Annotated in this window: 19 protein-coding genes and 3 pseudogenes; 12 read left to right on the top strand and 10 right to left on the bottom strand. The window is 67.4% G+C overall.

Annotation, left to right across the window (positions count from 1 at the left end; translation table 11 throughout):
- Positions 1-24: 24 nt before the first annotated feature.
- From OG389_RS00540 to OG389_RS00520, 5 genes and pseudogenes are all read right to left on the bottom strand, one after another.
- Positions 25-810 (bottom strand): cytochrome c biogenesis CcdA family protein, encoded by a 786-nt coding sequence (locus tag OG389_RS00540; protein WP_328296436.1) that lies wholly within the window; start codon positions 808-810, stop codon positions 25-27.
- The gene (locus OG389_RS00535; protein WP_328296435.1) at positions 807-1418 is read right to left on the bottom strand and encodes a TlpA disulfide reductase family protein; all 612 of its coding nucleotides are present in this window, start codon (positions 1416-1418) and stop codon (positions 807-809) included. Before OG389_RS00535 ends, OG389_RS00540 begins: the two co-directional genes overlap by 4 nt.
- Complete coding sequence (locus OG389_RS00530) at positions 1406-2185, bottom strand: thioredoxin family protein (protein ID WP_328296434.1); 780 nt, start codon at positions 2183-2185, stop codon at positions 1406-1408. The genes OG389_RS00535 and OG389_RS00530 overlap by 13 nt, the downstream gene beginning before the upstream one ends.
- A gap of 313 nt (positions 2186-2498) precedes the next feature.
- Positions 2499-2663: a hypothetical protein gene (locus OG389_RS00525; protein ID WP_328296433.1), complete on the bottom strand. Its 165-nt coding sequence runs from the start codon at positions 2661-2663 to the stop codon at positions 2499-2501.
- Positions 2664-3466: 803 nt separating this feature from the next.
- Positions 3467-4314: pseudogene (locus tag OG389_RS00520) on the bottom strand (IS5 family transposase).
- Positions 4315-4416: 102 nt separating this feature from the next.
- Between OG389_RS00520 and OG389_RS00515 the strand changes: the two are divergent.
- Positions 4417-5601 carry an IS701 family transposase gene (locus OG389_RS00515; protein ID WP_328296432.1) on the top strand — a complete coding sequence of 395 codons (1185 nt, stop codon included), beginning with the start codon at positions 4417-4419 and terminating at the stop codon, positions 5599-5601.
- A gap of 160 nt (positions 5602-5761) precedes the next feature.
- On the opposite strand, the gene OG389_RS00510 is transcribed toward OG389_RS00515, so the two are convergent.
- Positions 5762-6784: a CAP domain-containing protein gene (locus OG389_RS00510; protein ID WP_328296431.1), complete on the bottom strand. Its 1023-nt coding sequence runs from the start codon at positions 6782-6784 to the stop codon at positions 5762-5764.
- 428 nt (positions 6785-7212) lie between these two features.
- Here OG389_RS00510 and OG389_RS00505 point away from each other — a divergent pair, with 428 nt between their 5' ends.
- From OG389_RS00505 to OG389_RS00485, 5 genes are all read left to right on the top strand, one after another.
- Positions 7213-7629 (top strand): hypothetical protein, encoded by a 417-nt coding sequence (locus tag OG389_RS00505; protein WP_328296430.1) that lies wholly within the window; start codon positions 7213-7215, stop codon positions 7627-7629.
- Between the two features lie 116 nt (positions 7630-7745).
- Positions 7746-8501, top strand: coding sequence for a hypothetical protein (locus OG389_RS00500; RefSeq protein ID WP_328296429.1), 756 nt, complete (start codon positions 7746-7748; stop codon positions 8499-8501).
- Between the two features lie 309 nt (positions 8502-8810).
- Positions 8811-9632 (top strand): non-homologous end joining protein Ku, encoded by an 822-nt coding sequence (gene ku, locus OG389_RS00495; RefSeq protein WP_328296428.1) that lies wholly within the window; start codon positions 8811-8813, stop codon positions 9630-9632.
- A 350-nt stretch (positions 9633-9982) separates the two neighbouring features.
- Complete coding sequence (locus OG389_RS00490; RefSeq protein WP_328296427.1) at positions 9983-10561, top strand: ATP-binding protein; 579 nt, start codon at positions 9983-9985, stop codon at positions 10559-10561.
- A gap of 541 nt (positions 10562-11102) precedes the next feature.
- Positions 11103-11327: a hypothetical protein gene (locus tag OG389_RS00485; RefSeq protein WP_328296426.1), complete on the top strand. Its 225-nt coding sequence runs from the start codon at positions 11103-11105 to the stop codon at positions 11325-11327.
- An 8-nt stretch (positions 11328-11335) separates the two neighbouring features.
- Here the strand turns inward: OG389_RS00485 and OG389_RS00480 are convergent, their stop codons facing one another.
- Positions 11336-11833, bottom strand: coding sequence for a hypothetical protein (locus tag OG389_RS00480; protein WP_328296425.1), 498 nt, complete (start codon positions 11831-11833; stop codon positions 11336-11338).
- Here OG389_RS00480 and OG389_RS00475 point away from each other — a divergent pair.
- From OG389_RS00475 to OG389_RS00455, 5 genes are all read left to right on the top strand, one after another.
- Positions 11811-12173, top strand: coding sequence for a hypothetical protein (locus OG389_RS00475; protein WP_328296424.1), 363 nt, complete (start codon positions 11811-11813; stop codon positions 12171-12173). The genes OG389_RS00480 and OG389_RS00475 overlap by 23 nt on opposite strands.
- A gap of 2985 nt (positions 12174-15158) precedes the next feature.
- Positions 15159-15701 (top strand): hypothetical protein, encoded by a 543-nt coding sequence (locus tag OG389_RS00470; RefSeq protein WP_328296423.1) that lies wholly within the window; start codon positions 15159-15161, stop codon positions 15699-15701.
- A 197-nt stretch (positions 15702-15898) separates the two neighbouring features.
- A complete protein-coding gene (locus tag OG389_RS00465) occupies positions 15899-16315 on the top strand; it encodes an integrase core domain-containing protein (protein ID WP_443059181.1) in 417 nt (138 codons plus the stop codon).
- 142 nt (positions 16316-16457) lie between these two features.
- A complete protein-coding gene (locus OG389_RS00460; protein WP_328296422.1) occupies positions 16458-16652 on the top strand; it encodes a DUF6192 family protein in 195 nt (64 codons plus the stop codon).
- Between the two features lie 53 nt (positions 16653-16705).
- Positions 16706-17305 (top strand): hypothetical protein, encoded by a 600-nt coding sequence (locus tag OG389_RS00455; protein ID WP_328303408.1) that lies wholly within the window; start codon positions 16706-16708, stop codon positions 17303-17305.
- Positions 17306-17317: 12 nt separating this feature from the next.
- Here the strand turns inward: OG389_RS00455 and OG389_RS00450 are convergent, their stop codons facing one another.
- From OG389_RS00450 to OG389_RS00440, 3 genes and pseudogenes are all read right to left on the bottom strand, one after another.
- Positions 17318-18919 (bottom strand): tyrosine-type recombinase/integrase, encoded by a 1602-nt coding sequence (locus tag OG389_RS00450; protein WP_328296421.1) that lies wholly within the window; start codon positions 18917-18919, stop codon positions 17318-17320.
- Between the two features lie 204 nt (positions 18920-19123).
- Positions 19124-19495: pseudogene (locus OG389_RS00445) on the bottom strand (IS110 family transposase); the annotation flags it as partial.
- 317 nt (positions 19496-19812) lie between these two features.
- Positions 19813-20358, bottom strand: a pseudogene (locus OG389_RS00440) (ISAs1 family transposase); the annotation flags it as partial.
- Positions 20359-20605: 247 nt separating this feature from the next.
- Here OG389_RS00440 and OG389_RS00435 point away from each other — a divergent pair.
- A complete protein-coding gene (locus OG389_RS00435; RefSeq protein ID WP_328303406.1) occupies positions 20606-20818 on the top strand; it encodes a BlaI/MecI/CopY family transcriptional regulator in 213 nt (70 codons plus the stop codon).
- Positions 20819-20828: the final 10 nt, after the last annotated feature.

Here is a 20828-nt window from a genome sequence, read left to right as displayed (position 1 = left end):
CCCCGGGCGGACGGAGCCCAGGCCCTACAGGGCCGTGGTGAAGTTCGCGCTCCACACCTGCATGCGGTAGACGAGGTCGTTCCACGCGCCGGTGACCAGCAGTACGCCGACCAGCACGAGCATGCCCCCGCCGATCCGCAGCACCCACGGGTAGTGGCGTTTGACCAGGCCGAACGCGCCCAGAGCGCGGCGGAAGGCCAGCGCGGCCAGAACGAACGGAAGCCCCAGCCCGAGGCAGTAGACGGCCATCAGCAGGGCTCCACGGCCCGCGCTCGCCCCGGTCCACGCCAGTGCCTGTACGGCGGCCAGCGTCGGCCCGATGCACGGGGTCCAGCCGACCGCGAAGGCCGCCCCCAGCACGGGCGCTCCGGCGAGGCCCAGGGCGGGACGGCGGTGGCTGCGGAACTCCCGCTGGGTGAAGCCCGGCAGGAAGCCCATGAAGGACAGCCCCATGAGCACGGTGAGGGCGCCGAGCACCTGGGTGATCGCCTCCTGATGGGCGAGCAGTGTGCGGCCGAAGTACCCGAACAGGGCGCCCCCGGACACGAGGACCGCCGTGAACCCCAGGACGAACAGGAGCGCGCCGGCCGCCATGCGGCTGCGGCGTCCGCCGCGGGCGTCCGCCAGGTCGGCGACCGACAGGCTGGTCACGTAGCTGAGGTAGCCCGGTACGAGCGGCAGCACGCACGGTGAGAGGAAGGAGAGGAGCCCCGCGACGAAGGCCACCGGGGCCGCGACAAGGACCGTTCCGTTGACGAGGGAGGAGGGATCCGCGGCTGCGGTGAGCGGCCAGTGCACGAGGGCCGTCACCCTTCCTCCTCCACCACGCGGGTGAGCAGGGGCCGCAGTTGCCCGGCGGTGACGGCGCCGCCGATGGCGATGGCGATTCGCCCCTGGCGGTCGATCACGAGGGTCGAGGGCAGGGCCCGCGGATTGAGTACCGAGGGAGGGAAGCGGAGCAGGAGCTCGCCGGTGGGGTCGTGGAGGCTGGGAAAGGTCAGGTCGTGCGCGCGTACGAAGGACTGTGCCGCGGCCCGGTCCCGGTCCCGGGTGTTGATCCCGAGGAACCGGACTCCCTGGCCCCGGGTCTGCCGGCTGAGCCGCTCCAGGTCGTCGGCCTCCGCACGGCAGGGGGCGCACCAGGAACCCCAGACGTTGAGGACGACCACCTGGCCGCGGAACCCGGTGAGGGACACCGGATTCCCGTCCAGGTCCTCCCCGGACAGGGCGGGCGTCTCCACCCGGTCACCCAGGTCCACGACGGAGGCCGAGGCCGGGGCCGCGACCCCGGCCGGCTTCCCGTCCGACGCCCCGGCGCCATCGGTCCAGACGCCGGTCAGGAACAGGCCCGCCGCCACCGCGAGGCCGGCCCCGGCCGAGACGGCGGCCGCCCGGACCCCTCTTATCACGGAGCCCACTTGCGCAGGAAGGAGTTGATGCCCTCCGGCGTCAGGGGCGGGTTGCCCGTGACGTGGGTGTCCGTACGCGGTGTGCCGGAGGGCGAGACGACCACCAGCACGGGCATCGTGTACGTCCCGCCCGAAGGGCTGTACTTGCCCAGGAGCGCGTCATTGGCGGAGCTGTCGCCACCGATGTCGACCTTCACGAGGTGGTACGAGGCCCCGAGGACCGCCGAGGTCCGCGGTTGGGCGAACACCTTGTCGGCGGCCTTGCAGCTGCCGCACCAGTTCGCGCCGAAGTCGAGCAGCACCATCCGCCCGTCGGACTTGGCCGCGCGCAGGGCGGCGTCGATCAGCTTCTGCGCGTCGGCCGAACTGTCGTAGCCGGGGCCGGGCACGTGGGCCGGCGCGGGCGCGGCGGAGGTCCGCGGCGCCTTGGCGGGCGTCTTGGCCGAGCCGCCGGACCCGGACCCGGACCCGGACCTGTACCCGGACCCGATGCTGGTACGGGAGTGGCCGGCGACGGCGGACGCGGACATTGAGGCCGCCGCGGCCGGGGACGCCTTGGGGGCCACGCTCGCCGATGTCGTCCCGGTGGGGAGCGCCGTCGAGGAATGCTGGGCGCCGGCCGGCGCGGAAGACCAGACGGGATCGGAGGAGGGCCCGCACGCGGCGGTCAGCCCAGCTGCCACCAGGGCCGCGGCGACCAGCGGCAGGCGCTTGCGGAGGAGCGCTGCGGAGCGGGGAGGTGTCCTGGGGCGTTCGGCGCGGACGGATCGGAGCATGCGAGAACTCATGACGGACACCCCAAGGCAAGGTTCGGACTGCGGGACGGGCTGAGGTCATCCCGGCTCAGTGAAACCGTGGGCCCGACGGTCACAGGCTTCGTGCCCCGGTACCGAAGGCCGCTCGGCTGACGCGAGCATAGGACCACTCAGGGCCTGCGGAAACGCGTCGGCGTCATCTTCAGACTGCCCTAAGGAACAGCTCATCTTCCGCTTCGGCGGAACTCGGTACATGAGTGGATACAAGCCAATGAACCACTACAAAAGGGTTGAGAGTGGCTGCGGGGCGCGGACCGGTTGCCGTGACCGGGCTTCAGAACGAGGTCTCATGGACGCTGTCCTTGGCCTCCGGGACGATCGTCGCCGTGATCACAGATCGGTGGTCGCCACTGGTGAATGTGACCGTGAGGGTGTCGTCGGCAGTCTGCGAGGTGGTCGTCTTGAATCCGGGGCTGGGGACCGCCGAGATCAGGCACACGCCCCGGCTCCCGTACCGGACCGTGACCTTGCCGCCCTGCGAGCGGACGGTGTACAGGCCCGCCCCGCCCTGCGCGCAGTCGACACCGGTCTTCGGCCCGCTGATCCCGGGGGTCCTCGGCGAGGCCTTGGCCTGGGGAGGAGGAGGAGGAGGAGGAGGAGGAGGAGGAGGAGGAGGAGGAGGAGGAGGAGGAGGAGGAGGGCGGCTGCGTCATCGTGGGGGAAGGGCTCGCGGAGGCGGGCGCGGTCGGGTAGACCTGATCCGGCGCCTGGCTGCCCGCCTGCCAGGCGGGTGGCGTGTCGATGACCACGGGGGCGGAGCGTGCGACCGGGGGCGTATGCCCGGTCGACCCGACCACGAACTGGACCGTGCCGAGCACCGCAGTCACGCTGGTGACCGTGCACGACAGCCATATGAGCAGGTAGCGCGGAGTCCGGGACACGCCCCCATAGTGGCCGATGCGGGGGGCGGTCCGTCATCCGACTCCGCCTCAAGCCCGCGACCGCCCGGTGGCGCGCCGGCCGGAGTAGGGACGGACAGCCTGTGGAACGCCGAACGCCGAACGCCGAACGCCGAACGCCGAACGCCGAACGCCGAACGCCGAACGCCGAACGCCGAACGCCGAACGCCGAACGCCGAACGCCGAACGCCGAACGCCGAACGCCGACGTCCCCCGTCCCCACGTAGAGGTCGGAGGGCGTGCCAGAGCCGTTCGGCAGGTCGGTGGGACGGGCCGGCGGCTCGGCGGGGCGGGTCGGCCGGTCGGCGGGCCAGGTGCTCCGCTAGGGGTTGTCGTCAAAGTGTCACGCCCACATCAGGAGCGACGCGAGGGTGACGGCTGCTTGGTAGGACTGGGCGGTCTTGTCGTACCTGGTCGCGATGCCGCGCCACTGCTTGAGCCGGTTGAGCCGGTTGAGTTGGTTGAAGCACCGTTCCACCACGTTGCGGCGCTTGTAGACCTGCTTGTCGAAGGCTGGCGGCCGGCCTCCGCGGCTGCCGCGCCGGGTCCGGTTGCGGACCTGGTCAGGCCGTTCCGGGATCGTGTGCGTGACGCCGTGGCGCCGCAGCCAGGTACGGATGGCCTTGGAGCTGTAGCCCTTGTCGCCGAGGATGTGGTCGGGCCTGACGCGCGGTCGACCCGGCCCGATGCGGGGCACCCGTATCGCGTCCATCACGGCGGTGAACTGGGTGCAGTCGTTGGTGTTCCCGCCGGTCAGGACAAACGCCAGGGGGCGGCCCGTCGCGTCGCAGGCCAGGTGGATCTTGCTGGTCAGTCCGCCGCGGGACCGGCCGAGGGCCGGGCTGCGGAGCCCCCTTTTCGGGCCCCGGCCGCATGCTGGTGGGCACGGACAACGGTGGAGTCCACCGACACGAGCCACTCGATGTCGCCTGCCGCGTCCGCTTGCGGCTGCGCGGCCTGGAGCATCCGCTCGAAGGTTCCGTCAGCCGCCCACCTGCGGAAACGGGTGTGGAGGCTGGCCCACGACCCGTACCGGTCGGGCACGTCCCGCCAGGCGACCCCGGTCCGGAACTTCCACACGATCCCGTTCAGAATCGTCCGGTCGTCCAGCCGCGGCCGCCCCAACACGGGCCGAGGCAGCAACGGCTGCACAAGTTCCCATTCAGCGTCCGACAGCTCATGGCGACGTATCACCCCACCATGATCCACAACGCAGGACCACCTTGACGACAGGCCCTAGTACTGCAACGGTGTTTGCTGTGACGGTTGGGCAGGTCGGTCGTTGGTCAGGTCATGGGTGGGGAACTTGGGGATGCCCGGTTGTGGGCTGGTGAACTGAAGGCTTTGCATGAGCGGTTCGTGCACCGTTTCTCGAGGTCGGAGCCGCGTGAGTCGGCTCTTGCCTATATGCGGGGGCTGATAGCTCCGCTGGAGCGGAAGAACGGGTGGACGCTTGCCGAGGAGGCCGGGCATGCCGGTCCGGACCGGATCCACCGGCTGCTGAACCGGATCGACTGGAACGCGGACGAGGTCCTGGACGACGTCCGTGACTACGTCGTCGAGCATCTCGGCGATCCGGATGCGGTGCTGATCGTCGACGACACCGGGTTCCTGAAGAAGGGCGTCCGCTCGGCCGGGGTCCAGCGCCAGTACTCCGGGACCGCCGGCCGGACGGAGAACTCCCAGATCGGGGTGTTCCTCGCCTATGCCGGCAGCCGTGGCCGCACCCTGATCGACCGCCGCCTGTATCTGCCCACGTCATGGACGGATGACCGCGACCGGTGCCGGGCCGCCGGCATCGATGACTCGGTCGGCTTCGAGACGAAGGTGGTGATGGCCAAGGCCATGGTCCGCCGGGCGATCGCCGAGAAGATTCCTTTCCGGTGGGTGACCGCGGACGCGGCCTACGGCTTCTCCAAAGGCTGGCGCACGGAGTTGGAGCGGGCGGATGTCTTCCACGTCATGGCCACCACCCGCCACGACGCCGTCGTCTCCCGCTGGGCCATGGACCATCCTGTTCACGACCTGTTTCCCGGTCTGCCCCGTCAGAAGTGGAAGCGTCGTTCCTGCGGCAATGGGGCCCACGGCCCGAGGGTCTACGACTGGGCCAGGGTGGAGGTCCGGCCCTGGCACCGCGAGGACCGCCGGCACTGGGTGATCGCCCGCCGCAGCATTCGTCGGCCCGAGGAGATCTCCTACTACATCGCCTACTGCCCGGCCGAGACCACTCTGGACGAGCTGATCCGCGTCGCGGGAAGCCGGTGGGCGGTCGAGGAATGCTTCCAGACCGCGAAACAGGAGTGCGGCCTGGACGACTACCAGGTCCGCCGCTACGACGGCTGGCACCGCCACATGACCTTGGCCATGGCCGCCCACGTCTGCCTCACCGTCCTGCGCGGCCGAGCACTGGATACCGGGAAAGCAGAAACGGATCCTCCCAGCTCATACCCCTCACCCTGCCCGAACTCCGACGTCTGATCAGTCGGCTTACCCGGCCCCGCGCGAGCATCGACCACGTCCTGCACTGGTCACACTGGCGACGGCGACGGCAGTTCCAGGCACGTGTCAGCCACTACAAACGACGCGGTCACACACCGCCAGAAGCCAACAAACCATCACAGCAAACACCGTTGCAGTACTAGTCCCCGGTGCCGAAGTCCTGCGTCCACCACGGGCCGCCGTCGCCCATGTGGACGCCTATTCCGATGTCCTGGAAGGTGCAGTTGAGGATGTTTTCCCTGTGCCCGGAGCTGTTCATCCAGTCCTTCATGACCTCATCGGCATTCTCCTGCCCTTGGGCAATGTTCTCGCCGAGGTCGGACCACTTGTACCCGGTCGCATCCACCCGGTCGGACATACTGGATCCGTCGGGTCCGGTGTGAGACATAACGCCGCTGCTGGCCATCGTGTCGCTGTACGCCCGCGCGGCTGCGCTCAGCTTCGCGTTGATCGCCACAGGGCCGCACCCGGCCGCCCCCCGCTCCTTGTTGACCAGGGAGAGGACCGCGGACTCGGCGTCATTGTTCACGGTGCCTGAACCGCCTGAACCGCCTGAACCGCCTGAACTGTCCGAACCGCCTGAACCGCCTGAACTGTCTGAACCGCCGGATCCGTCCGAGCCGCAGGATCCGTCCGATCCGTCCGAGCCGTCCGAGCCGTCCGAGCCGCCCGAGCGGCCAGAGCGGTCCGAGTGGCCCGAGCGGCCCGAGCGGTCCGAGCGGCTGGAGCCGCCCGAACCGTCGCTGCCGCCGCAATCGATGTCCTTCTTGGTGGACTGGTCGCGCTCAGACTTGGCCGGAGCGCTACTCGCCGGCTTCGGGGCAACGGCCGGAGGGGTCGATTCCGTGGCGTCCGTGCCGGGCGTCTCGGACGGGCTCGCGTTCGCCGCGGCCGACGCTTCGAGGGTGCCCGCCGGGGACGCGTCGGAGGGGTCCGCCGTCGGCGTCGCCGATCCCGCGGCGGAGGCCGCGCCGGCGGCCTGCTCGTCCGTACGGTGGTCACCGCCGGAGTCGGCCACCGCGACCCCGACCGCCACGGCCGCGGCAGCCACGGTGACGGACAGGACGATGCGCATGCGCACTGCCTTCTTCCGGCGCGCCTCGACCTTCTTCCGGCGCGCCTCGACGCGGGACAGGTTTCCGAGAGTTTGGTTGCGGCTCATGCCGGTAACACCTCGCTGGGGAAGGAGTGGGGGCTCCCGCACGAGCCTAGGCTCGTGACCAGCGAAAAGAGCACCCCGGAAGCACTATTCAGGTTCCCCTAAGAAAGCCCGCAGAGTCGGAACAGGGATGATCCGAACAATGACCCCAACCCGACTCGGCGGGGCGAATACGAGCCTCACCCTCTCCGCCTGGACACCGCACGGACGGGCGGAGCCACCGTACAGAGGGGCTCATCACCTCGGACGTGAACGTCGACCCGACCGTCTAAGCCAGGGTCTCGACCGGGCCGCGTGCGCACGCGCGAGAAAAGGGAATGCCGGCTCCTGGCCTGCTCAGGCAGGATCTCTCCATGTCTACCGACATCAGCGGAATGATCGAATGCTGGCCGGGGGCCCGTCTATGGGGGCCCGTCTATGGGGGCCCGTCTATGGGGGCCCGTCTATGGGGACCCGACGACGAGGACTCCGTGTGGGAGGTCGGCATCGATCTCTTCCTCCTCAACAGGGGCAACGCCTACGACGGCCTGGCCTGCCTCTTCGGAATCCGAAACTCCTACGGCTTCCGTCCCCTGGCAGAAGATCGTGGCTTCCCGGACGATGCCTCGGATGGGCTGCGCAGTGTGTTCGCCGGCTACGGCGGCCCCCACGATGTGCACGGGACCACCTGGCTGACCTGGGCCGAGCTGGACAACACGGACTGGCAGGAGACCAACGCCTCAGGCGCACTAACCCGCGCCTCAGCCGCAGGGACCGACACCGACTGGGGCCGGGTCTGGAGCGTCATGAGCATCCTCAGCGAAGTCCACGGGGCCGAGAACGTACGCCTCGTCGTCTGGTTCCACTGATCCATGGCTGAGAGCTGTACTTGGCCCCGGTGCTCATCGTGCTTGGCCCCACGCCCGGGTCAGCTCGGTGGGTGGGCCCCGTCGGAACGCGAAGAGGCCCCCTCTACCCTGGCCCGATGATGGATGCGGATGCGCGTGACTTCCGGGTCGGCGACGTGTTGTCGATCGCCTGTCCCTTCACGCCGGCCAGAGTCGAGCAGGGCGTGACCTGGGACAATGTGTCCGTGCGCTGGCCCTGGTGGGAAATCGACAGCGACAGCGACTTCTTCCACTGGAACGGCGTCGTTGCTCTGGGCGTGGACACTGGCGATTGCGTCGCGTCTGACGTGCAGGCGGAACTGTTCCGTACCGAACCGCCGCCCCAACATCTGAAGGCAGGCGACATCTGTCGGGTTGGAGTGCCGCCGACCGTGGTCCACGTGACGGCCGTCGATCACCATGACCCGCCCCTTGAGACGGGCTGGTTGCCCCGCCCGCGACAGACGGTGGCGGTGCTGCGCCGCGGCGTGTCCTACCGTGACTTTCCGGACGGGAGCCATCTCGACGGCTCGGGATACATCATTCATCCCGACGACGGGATTCCCTTCGGCTTTGAACTGTTGATGCGGCCGTACGCCCACCTCGACCTGGGTGACGAGGTCGCCGACGCCACTGGCCGGGCATGGCGATTCGACGGCCCCTGGGAGTGGACGCCCTTCGATGGCGAGCCAGTCGGCACGGGACCCGGGTGGCCGCTGGTCCTGCTCACCCGCGCAGGAGCGCCCAGCTCCATCGAGCAAGCCGAGGCAGTGTCCGCGAGCACGGTGAACGGTTCGCACCAGGAGACGGTCCGGGACTGGATGTCACTCACGGAGGCCTCCCCGACGCCCTGACCGGCGGCGGCGCCTCAGCCGTCGCCTTTTTGAGCACGGGCCGCCCATATCAGCCCTCTGTGGCATTTCCGCAGGTCAACGGTGTCCGTGATTTAGCGTTCTAGTCCTTGGAGCGAGTCCGAGTGGCGCCGCATGCGCGATCGCTCGGACTTCGATGGCACTCAGGGCTCGATGGCAAGCGCAGCCCGGTGGGGCGTGACCGGGGGCCCGTGGTGTCCGCTCCGGGGCGGCCCTCCGAGCGCGGGGCGCGGGTGGTGGGGTGTAGGGCGACGCTGAGGTGGAGGGGGCCCGCGTGTGGGAGGTCCGTCTATGCGTCCCGTATGGGATGGTGCGATCAGTTTTGGCCTAGTTTTGATCCCGATCAAGGTCTTTCCGACTACGGAGAGTAAGTCGATCTCGTTCCGGCAGTTCCACACGGCTGATGGTGGGCGGATCCGGTACCGGAAGATATGCGAGCTGGACGGCCAGGAGCTCGATCCGAGTGACATCATCCGCGGGTACGAGACGGCCGCCGGCACCATCCCGGTCACTGACCAGGACCTGGACGGGCTGCCGCTTCCCACGGCGAAGGCGATCGAGATCGTGTCGTTCGTCCCCGCTGCCTCGATCGATCCGATCCAGATCGGCTCGGCCTACTACCTGGCCGCCGAGGGCGTCGCCGCGAAACCGTACGAGCTCCTGCGTCAGGCCCTGAACCGAAGCAGCAAGGTCGCCGTCGCCAAATTCTCGATGCGCGACCGCGAGCGCCTCGGCCTGCTCCGCGTCATCGACAAGGTGATCGTTTTGCATGCGATGCGGTGGCCGGACGAGATTCGGGCTGCCTCGCAGGTGGACGTCCCGGACGTGACGGTGTCGGACGCGGAGATCGACGCGGCCGTGGCACTCGCGGAGACCCTGACCGGGACGGACATGAGCGAGCTGCGTGACGAGTACCGCGAGGCGCTGGAAAAGGTGATCGAGGCCAAGGCCGCCGGCACCCGCCCCGCACCCGCAGAGCCGGCCTCCGCAGAGGTCGTCGACCTCATGGCGATGCTGGAGGAGTCCGTCAGCGACGCTAAGGCCGCCCGCACCGGCGGCCAGGATGCCACCGTCACCGACCTCCCCGCGAAGAAGACCATCAAGAGGCAGTGAAGAAGACCGCGGTCAAGGCTCCTACCAAGGAGCGGCCCGAGACGAAGACTACGAGCTGCAAGCCCCGCAGCGCCTGAACGACCGAAGGGGTCCTGATGGGTCGTGGAGGGGGTGGCCTGTCGGGGCTGTTGCCACCTTGGGTCGAGCCATGGGCTGATGGACGCGCGTAGAGCTGCGAGTGTGATCGGGGGTAGAGCCACTCGCACCTCCAGTCACGGCCGTGACTGGAGCATGGGAATCTCTTTGCCTGGGTGACCGTGAGGATTCTGGGACAGGTACGTCAGAAAGGTGTAGGAACCTCACAGCTCGGACCGTGAGACCGTCCTCCCCGCCCTTGCTTTTCGGCGGGTATGGTCCCCGGTGTCGTGTCCCGGAGTCGCAAAGGTTGCCTCGCATCCGCACGTGTTGGAACGGATGGAACCCCGATGATCGCTCCCGCTCCCGCCTCCGCCACAGCCGAACCTTCGGTCGCGTCCCGCGACTTCCGCCACCTGCGCGCGCCTGTCCCCGGGGCTGGCACGCGGCCGGAGGCAGGGCGTTGCGAGGGGGCGAGTGAGCGGATCACTTGGTATCTGGACTTCTCCTTGGAGGCCGCGGCGATGGCACGTCGTGCCATCCAGCCCTATCTGTTGAGGTGGGGGTTGGATGCCGGCAAGGTGGACACGGCACGCCTGCTCGTTTCCGAGCTGGTGGCGAACGCGGTCAAGCACGGCGAGCCGCCGGTGTTCCTGTATCTGGCCCATGGGGAGGGCACCGTGACGATCACGGTCCAGGATGCGGGCCACGGGCCGTCCCGCCCGCAGCCCGACCCCCAGGACACGAGTGCGGAAGACGGCCGCGGGCTTTTCCTGGTCGAGGCGCTGTGCGACTACTCCCGCCTGACCTGCACCCCCAACGGGACCCTGGCCACAGGCGAAATCGGCATATGAATACTGCCCTTGACGGGGCTGCGGTTCATTCGGGTGGTCGCCCTGGGCTGAGACTCGCGCGCTTTTCGCAGCGACTGAAGCGACTCAAGTGGGCGGGCGGCCGGGTTCATGGCTGGGTGAGCCCGGCCGCCCGCACTCGTGATGGCCCCGCCCCTGTGCGAGGGGGCGGGGGCAAGGTCCAGGGGTACGTTGGGGTCCCCGCCGACGGGGGAGTTCGGCGGGGGCTCCTGGTGAAACGGTAGCTCTCCGTCCTCACGGCTGGGTACTCCGCTAACGCGGGCAGTCCGCCCCACACCGCGCTGACGGTCCGGTCTGCGAGGGCGCCCAGGTGACTGCCACGACTGCGGGCCGCAGCGGTGGCGCCGGCTCGGTCATGCGGCTGTCCGTTTCGTGGAGGGGAGGGCGCGGGCGGCGCGGCGCAGCGCGACCGCGTTCGCGCCCTGTGCTGCTCTGGGGGGTCTCTCTGAGCCTTGATCCCTGGCGGATCGGGGATTCGTGCTGTCCGGGTGCGTCCGGACCTGTCCCGTCGCAGGCTGGTGGGATGGAGCATGCGCCGATCGTCGTGCACCGGATAGCAGCGTCGGGCGGCAGGAGGGTCGCGATCCGGGTGAGCGGTATCGAGACCGTTCTCGGTGTGGCGTACGCGGACGTGATCGAGTTCCTGCGGCGGACCGAGGTGCCGGACCCTGACGACCTGGTCCTGGGGGATTCGACACTGATCGAGTGGCAGGGCGACGGCCGACACGTCTACGACTCATGGATCTGAGAAGACACCTACTGCCATTCCGTGTCGCGAGGGCTGGGGCTGGGGTTGAGGGCTCCGGCGGCGGTGTGGAGTTGCCGGTGATGGCGGGTGGTGCAGTGTTCGGGGTCGGTGTAGGCGTGGTGTGCGCCGCTGAGGACGAAGCCGGGTGCGGTGAAGTGGTCCCAGACCACCACGAACGCGTCAGGGCCGGCGGCGGCGGACACGGTCGAGGAGAAGATGCCACGTCGCCTGCGCTGCTGCTCGGCGGCGGTGAGTTCGGCCAGGGTCACCGCGAGGAACCCGTTCCCGATCACACCGATCCGCTCGTGGGCGAACACCTCCGCGGCGCTACTCCCCGGCGGGGGAGCGGCCTCGCGGTAGTGACGTAGGCGGGGAACAGTGGTGAGCAGCTTCAGGGTCCGCGCTTCCTGGGCGACGCGCTCGGCCCTCTCCTGGCCGCCGTTCTCGGCGAACACGCGGCAGGCGTCCAGGAGCGGCCCGAAGATGCTGCCCTTCGGCCACGTCACCACCCGCGACCGCCTGTCGGTGGGCAGGGAGATGGGGCAGGCACGAGCGGCCGGCCTTGCTGAGCGCGGTCAAGGCCGCCTCCCACGCTGCCTCGGAGACCGCGACTCCGGCCGGGAGCAGCTCCTCGACCGGCTGAAGGCGGATCCCCGCTCGTTCCTCGTCCGCGGTGTTCCGCATCGCCTCTCCCCTGCCCACCCGTTCCTGACCAACATCATCATGCGCCACCACCGCTGGCGCGTGGGTGCTGAGGTGGGCGAGTGCGATGAGTGGCGCCTGGTCGCGGCGCTACGTCTGGTTGGCGATCCACGCCCGGTCGGGTGCTCACTGCGGTCTGACTGAGGGTGGTGGTGGGCCGGCCTGTTGACGTCAGGTGGTGGGGAAGAGGTGGTGGGCGCCGGTGAGTCGTCAAGGGTGGAGGTCTGACCGCCGCGCCGGTGTGGTTCGGGTGGCGGTCACCGTGGACTCTTCGTGTGCGGATTCGTCAGCCGGCTGCGCTCTCCCCGCAGTCGGCCGGAGCGGGTAGCTGTCCCTGGATCCGTCGCCGCCGCGCCTTGGTGAGTGCGGGGCAATCACTCACGCGCTCGTGTTTGCCCGGCGACGGCCTCCTTTTGCAGCGACTGAAGCGACCCGATTAACGGATCATCAGTGTCCTCGTGGTCTCAGGATCGTCCGGGGCGTGGAGGGCAGTTCGGGGGGATCCCTGTGAACGGGGTACAGACCGGGTACGGCTGGTGCACGGGGCGGGTCAGCGCCGGCGCAGTGTCCGCCTCCTGGCGTTCGTGCCGGGGTGAACTGTTCGCCGTGTCGGTCCGCGGCCGCGTGGGTGTGTCCGGTGGGCCGTGGTAACGGTGAACAATTCGAGTTTGTTCAACGCCGGATCAAAAGGGTTGGGTGGAGGTGTGGTTGGGATCTTTCGGTCGGTGGGTCGTTCTGGGGGATGAGGGTGGTTTGTTTTACGAGGTCAGGTGGGGTGTTGTCCCGTGTCTGTTGTCCTGCCGGGCAGTTGTCCGCTTCTTGCTTCTCGTCGTTTCGGGTGTGGTTGCGGGTGTGTGGGTGGGGTGGTTGTCGTCTCGGGTTGGAGGTGGGGGGCTGGCTGGTGTGTCGAAGGAAGCGGATGTGTAAGGGGTGTCCTTCTATGGGGTGAGGGCTGGATCGGTCTTGCGGCGGATTCCTGTGACGGGGAATTTCTGTGTAGATTCCATTTCATTGCGCACATACTCGTGTGGTTCCATTCATCGCACACATGATTCGGATGGCGGATTGTCTGCGGCTGCTTTTCCGGAGAGGGTTGGCCTGGTGTCTCCCTTGTGGGTGGGTGTGCTGTGGCGCGATCTGTTGGGGCTCATGGCCTGCTCCGGTTGGGCGGGTTGATTTGTGGCGCAATATTCGGCCGAGTGTCCGCGTCCTTCTTGCCTGAAGAAGGGGGAGCATCATTCCGTCAAGGGTGCCCTGCAGGGTGCCCTTGGTGGTGTTCTCGACGAGGTCGGCTGGTTTGTATTGGCTAGTGCATACTATAGATTGGGAATGTTTGTGAGTGGGCGTCATAGGAAAATGCAGGAGCGTTTGTCGCCGAGGAAGAAGCAGGTGTTGAGGGCGGGCGTGCTGGCTGCTCCTGTCTCAGCCGGTTTGATGCTGGCGGTTTCTGAAGTAGCGTCTGCCGCTGTTAACCCGGTGCCAATGGGGAAGTTCATACCTCACGGCACCAGGGAGCGGCCGCTCATTACGTGGAGCTACGGTCCGTCTGGTTTTGACCAGGAGGTCAAAACCAGGGTCGATGCAGCGATAGGGGAATGGGATAAAGTTCTTTCTGCTCGGGATGGTGGGTCGCGCCAGTGGTTCAATCCTGCGTCGCAGGGTGAGTCGAGCGATATCACTTTTCAATTTGCACGCGGGAAGTTTTTGGATGCGTTGAATGAAAGTAGGGGGGGCGGATCTTCGGCAATTGGTCGGGATGGGCGTGCGGTCGTCAGTATTAACCCGGATTGGTGGTATGGGAGAAACTCCTGGGCGAGTTCCGGGGCTCCCTCCGATGAAGAAAAAGATAATATGCTGCGGCATGAAGTGGGGCATGGTCTCTCCCTTGGTCATTCTGTTGGCCCCGGGGGTTCGGTAGCGAATCCCGGTGATCCCGATGAGCTCATGAGAACTTCACCAGTGATGAGGCCTAATGGAAGGTGGGTGGTTACGCCGACTGGACCCGAGGGGGATGCCGCGTACGAGCGTGTGAGGGCTGGTGCTGGCGGGGCGCCGACTCTGTCCACTGCGCCGCAGTATCACTCTCATGTAATGCCGCAAGCGGGGCCCTCTGGCGACGCATGGGAAGAGAGGGATTCTGAAACTCTATACAATCCGTCTACTAACCAAGTTCGGACCTATGGGCGACTTTCCGACGGTAGCTTCGGATTTGGGGATCCACGTGACGCCGGACCTGCGTATTCGTCGCGGTCGGCGGCGCAGTCTGCTGGTGGGGATTCGAGTTCTGCTGGATCGGCGCCTATTGCTCGGGGGCGTACCTTCGAGATGCCGGATGGGACGCGTGCCACCCTCAGCGCGGACGAGAGGATGGTCAGCTTCGAGGGACAGGAAGGTTGGCATTCGGTTTCAGCGTACGAGCGCGCGTTTGGGCCGATCCCGGCGTCTGCTGGATCGGGGCCCTCCAGTTCGGGTTCTGGGGCTGGTGAGTCGGGCTCGGAGGTCTGGTCCAAGAGTGAGGGGGACGCGATTACCGCTGGCTGGACTCACACGCGCGGCGGCTATGCCATTAATCCGGATGATCGTGGGGACATACGGCAGCAGCAGCCTGATGGGTCGTGGCGTCAGGTGGGTACGTCGCGGTCGCCTCGTGAGGCTGGGTTTGGTTCGGGTGATGTTCAGGAGCAGCAGCAGTTCGGCCAGGAGCGGCAGTTGGGTCAGGGGGATGTGCTCGGGCCGGAGGGAGCGTCTGCTTCGGGTGCGGGGGGTGCGTCCGCTTCGGTGTCTGGGCCTGTAGCTGAGACTGTGCCCGAGGCATCGCTTGGTCAGGGTTCGGGTTCGGATCATTCTCGGGTGTCTCGTGATGCTGGTTTTGGTGCGGCTGATGGTCAGTTGGATGGGCGGGCTCAGTCTGGTGTCGGGTCGGCGTCGTCGGGTGAGCCGGTGTCGGTGGGGGCCGAGGCGCAGTGGCCGGAGCGGCTTGGGCAGGGTCTGCCAGTGGAGCCGGGGGCTGGGGTGGGGCATTCGGCGGGGGAGTTTGAGTCTGTGTCGGCTCAGGGTGGTTCCCCGGTAGGGGTGTCCTTGGAGCAGGGGACGAAGCCGGGGGAGTCTGGCGCTGGGCACGATGCTCCGGTGGACTGGCAGGAAGCGACGGCGCGTGCTGAGGCGCCGCCGGCCTTCAGCGAGGCCTCTATTGGTGGCCGGGAGACTCGCGAGGCTGATTTCGCTCCGGCGGCTGCCGGCGGAGCGGCGGAGCAGGGGGCTGCTCAGTACGCTTCGACCCAGGATCCGGTTCAGCCGGTGGCTGAGGGGTCTGTGGTGGCTCCGCTTCAGGAGTCGTTTGAGTCGGTGGGGGCTGGGGCGCAGCCTGTGTATCAGGAGCCGGCGCCGGTGGGGGAGTCGTCCGCCGTGTCGGTCCCTGAGTATCAGCAGCCCGTGTCTGAACCGGTCTCCGAGTTTCAGCTGCCTGTGTCTGAATCGGTTCCCGAGTATCAGGCGCCTGTGCAGGAGGCTCAGCAGCCTGTGCAGGAGTATCAGCAGCCTGTGTCTGTGGAGCCTGAGGTGTCGGTGGAGGAGCCGGTGTATCAGGAGCCGGTCCAGGATTATGTTGATGGTTCTGGTGGTTATTCGATGGATGACGCGGGTGCCGATTCTGCCTATGACGGTGTTTCCTGATGGTGCGGTGCGTGTGATGGTAGGTTCGTGCGCGGGTGTTGTCCCGATGTGCGTGCCCTGTTAGTGAAGATGGCGTTCCCGGGTGTGGACAGACCCCCGGGCCGCTGAGCTTATGAGGGTCCATGCCAGCGCCGTTGGCCCCCGGCATCGTTTGAACTTAATGTTTCCGGGCGTAGCCTGCGGATCGCGGCACCTCGATGACCTCGAAGAAGGTCTCCCAGCTACTGATCGACCTCGGCGTGACCAGAAGCCACTCACGCCCCAAAGTCTCCAACGACAACCCGTACAACGAGATCCAGTTCAAGACCACCAAGTACGTGGCCGACTACCCCGACCGGTTCGACTCCCTGGCCCACGCCCGCGGGTGGTTCGACGCGTTCACCGCCTACTACAACCACGAGCACAGGCATTCAGGCATCGGCTTTCACACCCCCGCCAGCGTCCACTTCGGCACCGCTGACGAGATCCGCGACCAGCGGGCCGTCACCCTCGCCGAGGCATACGCACAGCCCCCCGAACGCTTCGGCCGCCGCCCTCGCCCTCCCGAGATCCCGCAGACGGCATGGATCAACGGTCCGGCCAAGTGCAGGGAACCCGCACCACAAGCCTCATAGCAACACAACCGTCTCACTTGACTTGGGCCTGTAAAAGGAACGGCCCTGTCTCATATTCGGTGGTGACGGAGGTGGTGTTAAGGCAGCCGGCGATGAGTTTACCCGGCAGCTTGCCCAGGTCGCGCTCGAGGAAGTGGCCATCATGAACGACACGGCGGCACTGGCCCTCGACGCGGGCACGCCTGGTGCCGATGTCCCGGCCATTGCCCTTAAGGGCCGCAAGGTTGCGGCGGACGAGATGGTCGCGGCACAGGTGGCCACCGACCTGTTGCGCCGTCCGGATGTGGCGTTCAAGGCGATGCGCGACAATTATCCGGACTACGCGCTGGCGGTCTGAGCGGGCCTTAGTCCGTGTGGACTCGACGTAACTGGCGCTAGTGTTCGAGCGTGATGAACGGGATGAAGCTGGGGATAGAGGCAGCCCGCCTCCTTGCAGCTGCCGACTGCTGCGAGATCGAGCCGGGTCTGAGCGACGCCGAGTTCCAGCGCATTGAGCGGGAGTACGGCTTTGAGTTCGCCGACGACCACCGTGCCTTTCTAGCTGCGGGTCTACCGGTCCGCGAGCCGCCCGAGGAGGGTGCGACCTGGGAAAACCCTTGGCCGAACTGGCGCCATGGCGAGCCAGAGGCGATCCAGCAGCAGCTGGACTGGCCGGCCGAGGGCATTGTTCTGGCAGTCCAGCACGGGTACTGGCACTCGGCCTGGGGGCAGCGTCCAGCAGATCCTGACGACGCCTTGGCGAAGGCCCAGGCATTGTTGGCGCAGGTGCCCAAGCTCGTTCCTGTGTACGCTCACCGCTTCCTACCCCCCGGCGCTGGCTCGTATGGACATCCGGTCCTGTCGATCTGGGGCACCGACATCATCTGCTATGGCACTGACCTGGTCGACTACGTGAACCACGAGTTCGACGACTTCGACGCCCACACGCCCGAGGACTGGCGTCCACAGGCAACCGTCGGTTTCTGGCAGGACTTCCTTTCGACCACCTGAGATCGCGGGCCCTCACCGCACCCCGCCCAAGCCTGGCATTCCCAGACTGGTGGGGCCGTTCCCGCCGTTTCCTTTCATGCTGCGGTCGAGGGCGACGAGCTTCTCCTTGGCCTTGGTCAGGCTGACCTGGAGTCCTTGGACTTCGCCGAGCCAGCCGTTCAATCGGGCTTCCTCGATGCGCTCGACGAGGTTACGGATGATCTCCACGAGCCGTGCTCGCTGGCGTGGTGAGACCTGCAGCATCGGGCATCTGATGCAGGAGTGCTCGTGCCGGCAGGGGGTCCCGTAGGGGCGTGCGCAGTCACCCAGTTCGAGCTTGCGGGTGTGGAAGTGCTGCTGGAACTCGCGCCATTCGCCGTCGGTGGGCTCGCGGTACTCCTCGGCTGGCCGGACGGCCCTGCGCTGGTCGAGGAACGCCCGGTAGGAGCGGATCAGGTCGTCCTGGAAGACGGCAACGTAGGCTTCCGTGGTGGTCAGCGAGGCGTGGCCGAGGACGCGGGCCGCGATGTGGACCGGCAGTCCGCCAGCGACGGCTTCGGTCGCGAAGACCCTTCGGAAGTCGTGGGGCGTGTAGCGCAGGGGCTGGCCCATCGGGTCGGTCAGCGCGGTCCGGGCCAGGGTGTCGTTGAGCAACTGGTAGACCATGTTGGTGGTGATGACATCGCGCTTCCAGCCGACGCGGCGCTGGAACAGATGCGGCAGGGGCAGGCCGGTGACCAGCTCATGGGGGTCGTAGCGGGCGACGAGGGGGACGACGTTGTCGTTTCGGAGTCGGCTGATGACCGTGGCGAGGACGCTGGCCAGCTCGGGGCCGACGAGCAGGAGCCGTTCCTCGTTGCTCTTGGAGGGGACGACCTGCAGCAGCGGGACGATCTCGGGCAGCAGGTTCGCGCTCGTGGGCACCAGATCAGCCTTCGCGATCTTGACCGTCGCCTCCGCGCCGCCCTTCGATTCGGGATCGTAGGGGACGCAACTGACCACCTGGCAGCCGTAGTGCCGGCCGGCGGCGACCATCTGCGGGTGCCGCACCGGGATCCCGGCGATGTGCTCGATGGTGACCGTGTACGCGTTGTCGGTCAGTAGGTAGGTCGGTGCCCCGCCGATCCGGCGCAATGTGGTGTCCAGGCAGGCCACCAGCGTGCCGAGCGTGCAGTCCCGGACCGGGATCACCACCCGGAACCGCGACCAGGACAGCCAGGCGCAGAACAGCCAGGTCCGGCGCCCCGCGATCTTCGGGCCTTCGCCCCAGTCGAACTGCAGCCACCGGCCCGGCTCGGGAATCCACGGCCGATAGGTGCGGCGTTTGCCCGCCTTCCAGGCCGACTTCGCCGCGTTCACAGCCCGTCTCGTCGATCGTGCGCTGCCCCGGTAGCCCATCTTCACGAGCTTCTCGTGGACCACATCGGCGCGGATCGTCGCCTTCGACTGCTCGACCCACTCCTCGACCTTCTCCAGGAACGCGTCGATCATCTTCGGCCGCGGCTCTCGCTCATAAGGATTTCGCCCGCTGGCGCGGGCCTCGACATACCGCTTGACGGTCTTCGGGTCATGCCCGGTCAAGGTGGCCGCCGACCAGACCGTCCCGGTCAGGTCGTACGCCTCAAGGATCTCCATGATCTCTCTGTCAGACTTCGTTACAGGACCTCTCCGGCCGGTTGCTGTTGCACGCAAACATCAGCAAACCGGACGGAGAGGTCTCCTCCAGATAAGGAAGCGATCAGGAACACCACAGGTCAGGTGGCCATACACCGGGAATTCCGATGGCCATCAGCCTGGACTCGACTGGCCGCACACCTGGACTTTGCCACGGCCGCCGTCACGGAGCGTGTGGGGCATGACGCGGGCCGCGTCCGCGATGACGAACGCGTCGCGGGCATCGGTCTTGGCCTCGCCGGGATAGAGATCGGCGATCCGTCGCATCGTCAGCCCGGGTAGATAGGCGACCGGGCAGCCCATGTCCCTCGCGACTGCGAGCGGCAGAGCGCCGATGGAGGCCGGCTGGTCGACCACGACCAGCACGGTCCCGTGCTTGGCCTGCAGTTTCCCGAAGACCTCGCGGAGCTTGGGCTCGCTGTTGGGCAGCCGCTTGTCGAAGGTCTTCTTCCCGGCCGGCGTGACGGCGGTGGCGTGGTGTTCGCCCTTGCCGACGTCCAGGCCGAGGAAGGCGCCGATGCCGCTGATGTCGATCACGTGCGTCCTCCGGTCGTCCCCGTCGCCCGGCCGTCCCACGGCACCGATCGCCACATCCACATTACGAAGAGCCTCCCGACCTGCGAAGAAGCCGGTGGTCATGCCCCTAATCAGCGGTCTGTCGATGCCTCCGGAGCCGGTGACACCACCCCCCAAGACATGCGATCGACAGGGGGAGAAAGTCATGCCGACTCCGAAGGCCGGGCGCCCCGTTGCGGGGCAACCAAAACGGTAATGGGGGGAGGTATCGGTCGTGCAGTGCGGTTGGATCTGGCTCAGGGGCATTGCAAAGTCTGATGATCTTGTGAGTGTGCTGGTCAGGTGATGCCCAGGAGGTGGAGCGGGCGGGTGAACGGTTGGTAGGAGGCGTGTCGGAGGCCGGCGGCGACGTTCTGGTGACCGGCTGTGCGGACGGTGTTGATCGCCAGGTTGCGCAGGGTTGCCATGTTCTCGGGGCCGTGGCCGGTTCGGATCTTTGAGGCGTCCTCGCGGAAGGTGGTGTCGCGGACGAAGTGAAGCCGGTTCTCGATGGTCCACTGCGAGCGGGCGAGCCGGCCGAGCCGCTCCGGCGATGCCTGATGTGAGGTCAGGTCTGTGACCGCGTAAACGGTCTCGCGGCTGACCTTGCCGGTCGTCAGGTCGGTTCGGTGGCGCAGGATGCGCACGGCCTGGGCGGCGTAGGGAAAGTCCAGACCGAGGCCGGTGACGGTGAGTGCCCTGGTCGCCCGGGTCTCCCGGCGCCCGTGGCCCCTCTCGCGGTCGTAACGGCGCGACGTGACGTCCTTCCATGGCAACGACTTCAGCCGACGGTGCAGTTCGGGCTGGTTGGCCTTGACCACGAACAGGTAGTGGGCCTTCTTCTCCTCGACGAGGAAGCGGACGTGGCCGCCTGCGCAACCTCGCGATCAACACCCTCCGCGACGCCGGCCACCGCAACATCGCCGCCGGGCTCCGAGAGGTCTCCTACACACCATTCACCCGCCCGCTCGACCTCCTCGGACTCGCCTGACCTGCACCGCAGCATGATAAACACGACTATGAATCAGCCCTGCGCTCGAAACCAGAGCCCTGACGTCCCACGACCTCACCCCCGCAGCGTAAAACCACCCGCTGTCCAGGATCAGGGGGGAACTTCACCCGAAGCGGTCGACGTCGGTTCAGACGATCCGCAACGTCCTGCAGCGGCTCGTGGAGAAGGACAAGCTCGAGAGGGTCAGCCAGCAGGGCAGCGTTTTCTACACCTGGCCCGTGCCCGTGTCCGAGGCCGCTCCGGCGCCCGTGGACGAGGCCAAGGCTCAGGAACCCGCACCGGCCGCCGTCTGAGAACGGCCGC

This window comes from Streptomyces sp. NBC_00435 (genome assembly GCF_036014235.1).
Lineage (GTDB): Bacteria > Actinomycetota > Actinomycetes > Streptomycetales > Streptomycetaceae > Streptomyces.
Note: the sequence above shows the minus strand (reverse complement) of the source record. Positions and strands in the feature narration are given on the sequence as shown.

Coding starts and splice junctions, on each gene's coding strand:
- OG389_RS00500 (WP_328296429.1), top strand. CDS start 7,746: ATGATGGATGCGGATGCGCGTGACTTCCGGGTCGGCGACGTGTTGTCG.
- OG389_RS00460 (WP_328296422.1), top strand. CDS start 16,458: ATGAACGACACGGCGGCACTGGCCCTCGACGCGGGCACGCCTGGTGCC.
- ku (WP_328296428.1), top strand. CDS start 8,811: ATGCGTCCCGTATGGGATGGTGCGATCAGTTTTGGCCTAGTTTTGATC.
- OG389_RS00530 (WP_328296434.1), bottom strand. CDS start 2,185: ATGCTCCGATCCGTCCGCGCCGAACGCCCCAGGACACCTCCCCGCTCC.
- OG389_RS00455 (WP_328303408.1), top strand. CDS start 16,706: ATGAACGGGATGAAGCTGGGGATAGAGGCAGCCCGCCTCCTTGCAGCT.
- OG389_RS00485 (WP_328296426.1), top strand. CDS start 11,103: ATGGAGCATGCGCCGATCGTCGTGCACCGGATAGCAGCGTCGGGCGGC.
- OG389_RS00510 (WP_328296431.1), bottom strand. CDS start 6,784: ATGAGCCGCAACCAAACTCTCGGAAACCTGTCCCGCGTCGAGGCGCGC.
- OG389_RS00490 (WP_328296427.1), top strand. CDS start 9,983: ATGGTCCCCGGTGTCGTGTCCCGGAGTCGCAAAGGTTGCCTCGCATCC.
- OG389_RS00465 (WP_443059181.1), top strand. CDS start 15,899: ATGACCTCGAAGAAGGTCTCCCAGCTACTGATCGACCTCGGCGTGACC.
- OG389_RS00515 (WP_328296432.1), top strand. CDS start 4,417: ATGGGTGGGGAACTTGGGGATGCCCGGTTGTGGGCTGGTGAACTGAAG.
- OG389_RS00450 (WP_328296421.1), bottom strand. CDS start 18,919: ATGGAGATCCTTGAGGCGTACGACCTGACCGGGACGGTCTGGTCGGCG.
- OG389_RS00505 (WP_328296430.1), top strand. CDS start 7,213: ATGGGGGCCCGTCTATGGGGACCCGACGACGAGGACTCCGTGTGGGAG.
- OG389_RS00475 (WP_328296424.1), top strand. CDS start 11,811: ATGCTGCCCTTCGGCCACGTCACCACCCGCGACCGCCTGTCGGTGGGC.